The sequence below is a fragment of the Pararhodobacter sp. genome, from assembly GCF_036802785.1.
Lineage (GTDB): Bacteria > Pseudomonadota > Alphaproteobacteria > Rhodobacterales > Rhodobacteraceae > Pararhodobacter.
The window spans coordinates 20633-27995 of record NZ_DAIRVN010000064.1 but is presented as its reverse complement, the minus strand read 5'-3'; the positions used below and the strand labels follow the sequence as shown (position 1 = coordinate 27995).

The following is a 7363-nucleotide window of genomic DNA, read 5'->3' as shown; positions in this document are numbered from 1 at the left end:
CCCCCAGCCCCTCAACGCGCCGCGCTGGTTCGGCTGTTTTGATGCCGGACAACTGGAAACCGACCTTGCCGCCGGGCAGGCGCAGGCCTTTCTCATCGAGGGAAATTTCCGCTACGGCTTTGACCGCGTGATGGCCCTTTACCCCGATGGCCGCGCCTTCCTGTGGCACCAGATGAACGCCTGCGGAGATGCCCATTTCGATGGCCGCACCCTGCCGCAGGGCTGCCCGCCCGCACCAGAAAGCTGATCTCATGTCCGATGTCCTGATTGAACTCTTCTCCGAAGAAATCCCCGCCCGGATGCAGGCCCGCGCCGCCGATGACCTCAGGCGCCTTGTCACCGACGGGCTGGTGGAGGCCGGTCTGCACTATGCCCATGCCGGTGCCTTTGCCACGCCCCGGCGGCTGGCGCTGGCCATCGAGGGGCTGAGCGCCCAAAGCCCCACCCTGCGCGAGGAACGCAAGGGGCCGAAGGTCGGCGCGCCGCAGCCGGCGATTGACGGTTTCCTGCGCGCCACCGGGTTGACGATGGAAGCGCTTGAAACCCGCGAGGACAAGAAGGGCGCTTTTTATGTCGCCCTGATCGAGCGCCCGGGCCGCCCCGCTTCCGATATCCTTGCCGAGGTGCTGGAACGCACGATCCGCAATTTCCCATGGCCCAGATCCATGCGTTGGGGGGCTGGTACCTTGCGCTGGGTCCGTCCGCTGCATTCGGTCCTGTGTATCCTTTCTTCTGACGCGGGCGCCGAGGTGGTGCCGCTTGAGGTGGATGGCATCACGGCCGGAAACACCACGCGCGGCCACCGTTTCATGGCCCCGGATGCCTTTGCGGTGACCAGTTTCGAGGATTACGCGGCAAAGCTTAAGAAAGCCTTTGTCATCCTCGACCCCGCCGCGCGCGCGGACATGATCGAACATGAGGCCCGGGCGCAGGCTTTCGCCCTCGGGCTGGAACTGGTGGAGGACAAGGGCCTGCTGGCCGAGGTCGCCGGGCTGGTCGAATGGCCGGTGGTGCTGGTCGGCGAAATCGGCGCCGACTTTCTGGGCCTGCCGCCCGAGGTACTGCAGACCTCGATGAAAGAGCACCAGAAATTCTTCTCGCTGCGCGATCCGAAGACCGGGCAGATCACCCGCTTCGTGACCGTCGCCAACCGCGAAACCCGCGATCAGGGGGCCACCATTCTGGCCGGAAACCAGAAGGTTCTGGCGGCGCGCCTCTCAGACGCGCGGTTCTTCTGGGACAACGACCTGCGCGCGATCGCGCAGCGCGGGCTGGAGGGGATGGCCGAAGGGCTGGCCAATGTCACCTTCCACAACAAGCTGGGCTCGCAGAAAGACCGGATTGAGCGGATCGAGGCGCTGGCGCGTGAGATTGCGCCCCTCGTCGGCGCCTCCCCCGATCTGGCCGCCGAGGCCGCCCGGGTGGCGAAGGCCGATCTGCAATCGGCCATGGTCTGCGAATTCCCCGAACTTCAGGGCACAATGGGCGTCTATTACGCCCGCGCGGCTGGCCTGCCGGAGGAAGTGGCGCAGGCCTGCAAGGCCCATTACCAGCCGCTCGGCCCCTCGGATGACGTGCCCACCGACCCGGTTTCCGTGGCGGTGGCACTGGCCGACAAGATCGACACGCTGGCCGGGTTCTGGGCGATTGACGAAAAGCCGACGGGCTCGAAAGACCCGTATGCGCTGCGCCGGGCGGCGTTGGGGGTTATTCGGTTGGTGCTGGGGAGCGAGCTCAAGTTTAATCTTTCCAGCTTAATTGAAAAAGGTTTCGTTGAGGCGGAGTGGTCAAGGCTTCGAAACAACCAAGCAAGCTTCTTGATCGCCGTCAGGGCAGCGAAGGAATATTTCTCTGAGGCATTCCTGGAAAAATACGCCGCGCCTTTAGAGCGCTATCGCGGGACGCCGGAGAAGTTCGCTGAGTTCTTCGATGATGCTATGGATAGCGGTTTGATGAACCTGTATCGCCAAGAGCGCGTCCCAGAGCTCACCGCCGACCTCATCTCCTTTCTCCACGACCGCCTCAAAACCCACCTCCGCGATCAGGGCATCCGTCACGACATCATCGACGCCTGCCTCGCGATGCCGAACAGCGACGACCTTACCCTCCTCGTCAAACGGGCCGAGGCGCTGGCGGCATTCCTCAAGACCGATGACGGCGAAAACCTCATCCAGGGCTTCAAACGCGCCAACAACATCCTGACGCAGGCCGAAACGAAAGACGGGGTCGAATACTCCTTCGGCGCCGACCCCAAATTCGCCGAGACTGACACCGAACGCGCCCTCTTCACCGCCCTCGATACCGCCGATGCGACCATCACCCCGGCCATGGAGACAGAGGATTTCGCCAAAGCCATGCGCGCCATGGCCGCCCTGCGCGCGCCCATCGACGCCTTCTTCACCGAGGTGCAGATCAATACCGACAGCGATATACTGCGCCGCAACCGTCTCAATCTGCTCCACCGGATCCGCACCATCTGCCTTGGCGTGGCCGATCTGACAAAACTCGAAGGCTGAACCCTTCATCTGTTTGAAAATATCCTGGGGGGTGAGGCCCGCAGGGCCGAGGGGGGCAACGCCCCCCTTCCGGCGATTTCTGCGCTTGCACACTGACCCATAAAGCCTATCCTGCGCCCCAGCCCGGAGTGCGCCATGCCCATGAAATCCACCAATCTCACCCTTGTGGATTATACCGAAATCACCGGTTCCGCGCCGATTGCGCTGCGCACGCATGGCTGGCGGGCGAAATGCCTTCAGCGACTGGTGCGGCTGGATCTGCCGGTGCCGCGCACCATCGCGCTGTCGTTTGATGCTGTGCGCGCCATCGCTGCCGGTCAGGTGCTCAACATGAACGGGCTGATGTCGAAATTCGACGCGGGCCAGCTTCTGTCCGTGCGCCCCAGCTCGGAAAACCCTGATTGGGGCGGGCCGGGTGCGCTGCTCAACATCGGCATGAACGACGAGCGCCACGCCGCGATATCCGAGCGGCTGGGGGAGCCTGTCGCCACCGCCCTCTATCTGCGGTTCGTGCAGACCTATGCCCAGCACGTCGCCCGGCTGGACCCTGACCTGTTCGAGGCCCGCGAGCCCAGCCTTGCCGCCCTTCACGCCGCCCTGCGCGGCTATGAGGCCGAGCTGGAGGAACCCTTTCCGCAAGACCCCAAGCACCAGCTGGCCGAAGTTCTGCGCTCGATGGCCCGCGCCTGGGAGGGGACATCGGCGCGCCTGCTGCGTCAGGCCAAGGGCGCCCCGGCCGAGGCCGGGCTGGGCCTTGTGGTGCAGGCCATGGCGGGCGGGTTTGGTACCGGGGCGAGTGGGGCGGGGGTGATCCAGTTCATCGACCCTGTGACCGGCGTGTCGCAGATCACCGGGCGCTATGCGGTGCACGGGCAGGGGCGCGATGCGGTCTCGGATAATCCGCAGGCGATGTACCTGCGTCGCGACCGTCGCGGCCCCTCGCTGGAAGAGCAGCATCCGGATGCCTTCACCCAGCTTCTGCGCCACGGCGCGATCTGCCGCGAGAAGTTGCGCGAAGAGATGCAGATCGAATTCACGCTGGAAAACGGCCATCTGTGGGTGCTTGACGCGCTGAAGGTCCAGCGCTCCAGCCGGGCGGCGGTGCGGGTTGCGGTGACCATGGCCGAAGACGGGATCATCACCCGCAAGGAAGCGCTGATGCGCATCACCCCGCGCGGTCTGGGGGAATTGCTGCACCGTCAGGTTGACCCGCGCGGCAAGCGTGATGTGCTGGCGCGCGGTCTGGCGGCCAGCCCCGGTGCGGCGGTGGGGCAGATTGTCTTCAGTTCCAGCGCCGCGCAGGCCAGCGCCGCGCGGGGTGAGCCCTGCATTCTGGTGCGCCGTGAAACCGCGCCGGAGGATATCCGCGGCATGCACGCAGCCTCGGGCGTGGTGACCGAGCGGGGCGGCATGACCAGCCATGCGGCGGTGATCGGTCGCGGGCTGGGCCTGCCCTGCATCGTCAGTGCCTCGGGCCTGCGGATTGATGCCCGCGCGCGTGAGCTGCACACCGGGCGCCATGTGCTGCGCGAGGGGGATCTGATCACCATCGACGGCACCACCGGTGAGGTGCTGATGGGCGCTGTCGATCTGCTGGAACCGGCGCTGGATGCGCCGTTCAGCACGCTGCTGGACTGGGCTGATGAGCTGCGCGACATCGGGGTGCGCGCCAATGCCGACACCCCCGCCGATGCCCGTATCGCGCGCGGCTTTCTGGCCGAGGGGATCGGCCTGTGCCGCACCGAGCATATGTTCTTTGAGGATGACCGCCTGACGGTGATGCGCGAGATGATCTTCGCCGATACCTCCAAAGACCGCGCCGCCGCGCTGGAGCGGCTGTTGCCCATGCAGCGCTCTGATTTCATTGAATTGTTCGAGATCATGCAGGGGCTTCCTGTCTGTATCCGCCTGTTCGACCCGCCGCTGCACGAATTTCTGCCCCATACCCGCGAAGGCCTGCGCCAGCTTGCCGATGCGCTGGACAAGCCCCTGTCCGAGGTTACCCGCCGGGCCGAGGAACTGGCCGAATTCAACCCGATGCTGGGCATGCGCGGGGTCCGGCTGGGTATCACCATGCCCGAGATTTACGACATGCAGGCCCGCGCCATCTTTGAGGCCGCCATTGAATCGGCCCGCCGGGGGGCGCCGGTGGTGCCGGAAATCATGATCCCGCTGGTATCGGCCATGCGCGAGGTCGAACTGGTGAAGGCGCGTATTGATGCCGTGGCGGCGGCGGTGCGCATCGAGAAGGGCGCGGCGCTGGATTACCGGCTGGGCGTGATGGTCGAAACCCCGCGCGCGGCGCTGCGCGCGGCGGAAATCGCCCAGCATGTGACCTTTCTTTCCTTCGGCACCAATGACCTGACGCAGATGACCTATGGCCTGTCGCGCGACGATGCGGGGCGGTTCATGTCCTATTATGTGCAGCACGGCGTATTCCCCGAAGACCCGTTTCATGTGCTTGACGCCGAAGGAGTGGGCGAGTTGCTACTGATCGCCGCTGAACGGGGGCGGCGCAGCCGGAAAGACTTGACGCTGTCCATTTGTGGCGAGCACGGCGGCAGCCCCGAATCAATCGCCTTCTGCCGCGCGGCGGGCTTTGATTATGTCTCCTGCTCACCCTTCCGGGTGCCGGTGGCGCGGCTGGCGGCGGCACAACTGACGATCAGCGCCCGCGATGCGCAGAATACGATGCCTGACCTGCGCTGAGGCAGAAAAGTAACTTGTTAACAAAATGTTAAGAAGCGCGCTGGCAACCGGCGCGCTTTTCCGGCATGGCGCGGCAGCCGCTTTCCGGCGGCCCTTTGCCGCCGCTTCCGTCAGGCGAGGGGCCGCAAACTGGACGCTAGGCCGGTTTTGGCGTATGGCTCTGGCGCTGTCTGCCGCCCGGAAGGGGGGAACTGACGGGCGAACGGCAGACGGATGACCAACACACTGCCATAACAAGGCCACCCCTCAAGTGGCCGCACCGGACCGCCGCTGGCAAAGCTTGACGCTGCCTTTGGCTGACACAGAGGATGGACGGTATGGGACTTTGGAAACGGATCAGGCCCTTCGGGGCCGCTTCGGCATTTTGCCTTCTGGCAACGCTTGCGGCACAGCCCGCCCTGGCCGAGGCGCGGGTGCAACAGGGGCTGTTGGCCGCGCTGAATGCGGAACGTGAGGCGATCCGGCAGGTGCCGGCAGCCCTGATCAGTCGCGCCAGCGAGGCGCAGGAAGCCCTCGCCGCGCGGCGCTATGAACGCGAGTGGCTGATGCGGCAGAACGTGACCCTGGCCGGCGACGACCAGTTCGCTTGCCTGCAGGAAGCCATCTATCACGAGGCACGGGGGGAAACGATCACCGGCCAGTTCGCCGTCGCAGAGGTGATCCTGAACCGGGTCGATCTGGGCAGCTATCCGGGCAGTGTCTGCGGGGTGGTGCACCAGAATGCGCATCTGCGCAACAGCTGCCAGTTCAGCTATGCCTGCAACGGCCGCTCGCGGGCGATGACCGAGCCCGGCGCGCGCAGCGTTGCGGCGCGGATCGCGCAGGTCATGCTCAGCGGTGCGCCGCGTGATCTGACCGACGGCGCCACGCATTTCCACACCCATACGGTGCGCCCCGTCTGGTCGCGCCGTTTTGCGCAGACTGCGCAGATCGGCACCCATCTGTTTTACCGCGAACCAGTCCGGCTTTCGAGCAACTGAGGGCGGGGGAAGGGCGCATACGCGCCCTTGAGGGGGCTGCGCCCCCTCTGGTGCCGGTCGCGCCCCGGTGGCGGCCTTTGCGGGGGCTGGGGGGTCGCGGCTGTCCGCTCAAGCGGCGCCTTTGGGCTGGGCGGGCGGCGTGGCATGGGCTAGAAGGCGCGTGAGCTGATTTTCTGGCACCACCGCGTGCCCGGTTACTGGAGCGGGGCGGCCCCATGAGCACCGATATCCGACTGGCATTTGCCCATCCGGAAGAGCGCGCCGAGGCGACCGCCTCGACCGATCCACGCGACCGGATCGCCCTGCGCGATTACCCGGTGGAGGCCGATATCGGCGCTTTCCAGACCGAGCGCGGCCAGCGGCAGCGGCTTTTGTTCAATGTTGTCGTCGAGGTGGCACCGCCGCCCGCGCCGCTGGAGGATGATGTCGACCGTATCCTGTCCTACGACCGGATTACCGAGGCCATCGCCGATGAACTGGCCTCAGAGCGGCTGAACCTGCTGGAAACGCTGGCCGAGCGGATTGCCGAGCGCATTCTGGCAGAGCCGCGCGCGCAGCGGGTTTTCGTGCGCATCGAAAAGCTGGACCGGGGGCCGGGCGCGCTGGGCATCGAGATTGTGCGCAGCCGGGCCGCCGCCCCCCTGCGCCAGCTGCGCGAGGATGGCAGCGATGATGCCCTGCATCCGCTGGTTGTTTACCTGGACAATGCCGCCATCACCGCCCCCGACCTGCCGCAACGGCTGGACACGCTGGAGGGGCGGGGGGCGCCGTTGGTTCTTTGTGTGGGGCTGCCGCCGATGGCCGGGCAGGAGGCCGCGGCACTGCCCGCGGCGGTTCAGCGGCGCATTGATCTGCTGGCGATCGAGCAGAACGCCTGGCGCCTTGCCGCGCGTGACCGGCGCTGCCTGGTCGTCGCCAGCCGCACCGAGATTGACTGGGCGATGCGGCAGGGGCAGACCATTGTCTGGGCGCCATCGAAACTGGTGCTGGATACGCCCGACGGCCCGCTGGCGCGCGCGGGCGACGGCCCGGCGCTGGCGCTCTGGCTGGCCGAAATTCTGGCGGCGCGCGCCGTGGTGGTGCCCGAGGGCACCGGGCTTTCGGCGGGAAGCCGCGTGCCGGTTGAAACATTTCCCGCCGCCGGTTGACGGGGCCTTG

Annotated in this window: 5 protein-coding genes; all 5 read left to right on the top strand. The window is 66.3% G+C overall.

The features are described 5' to 3' along the window. Positions 1 to 247, top strand: a 247-nt coding sequence (locus tag V7Q53_RS17915; RefSeq protein WP_333830104.1) for a DUF6446 family protein, incomplete at its 5' end; no start/stop codon positions are given. Positions 248 to 251: 4 nt separating this feature from the next. Next, entirely contained in the window at positions 252 to 2516 is a 2265-nt protein-coding gene (gene glyS / locus V7Q53_RS17910; RefSeq protein ID WP_333830103.1) for a glycine--tRNA ligase subunit beta, read from the top strand. 135 nt (positions 2517 to 2651) lie between these two features. Continuing rightward, a complete protein-coding gene (gene ppdK / locus V7Q53_RS17905; RefSeq protein ID WP_333830102.1) occupies positions 2652 to 5225 on the top strand; it encodes a pyruvate, phosphate dikinase in 2574 nt (857 codons plus the stop codon). Positions 5226 to 5542: 317 nt separating this feature from the next. Beyond that, a complete protein-coding gene (locus V7Q53_RS17900) occupies positions 5543 to 6205 on the top strand; it encodes a cell wall hydrolase (protein WP_333830101.1) in 663 nt (220 codons plus the stop codon). Between the two features lie 215 nt (positions 6206 to 6420). Next, a complete protein-coding gene (locus V7Q53_RS17895) occupies positions 6421 to 7353 on the top strand; it encodes a dihydroneopterin aldolase (protein ID WP_333830100.1) in 933 nt (310 codons plus the stop codon). The last annotated feature ends 10 nt before the right edge of the window (positions 7354 to 7363 follow it).

What these genes read in the sequence shown, in the direction of transcription:
- glyS (WP_333830103.1), top strand. Translation starts at nt 252, where the DNA reads ATGTCCGATGTCCTGATTGAACTCTTCTCCGAAGAAATCCCCGCCCGG.
- ppdK (WP_333830102.1), top strand. Translation starts at nt 2,652, where the DNA reads ATGCCCATGAAATCCACCAATCTCACCCTTGTGGATTATACCGAAATC.
- V7Q53_RS17900 (WP_333830101.1), top strand. Translation starts at nt 5,543, where the DNA reads ATGGGACTTTGGAAACGGATCAGGCCCTTCGGGGCCGCTTCGGCATTT.
- V7Q53_RS17895 (WP_333830100.1), top strand. Translation starts at nt 6,421, where the DNA reads ATGAGCACCGATATCCGACTGGCATTTGCCCATCCGGAAGAGCGCGCC.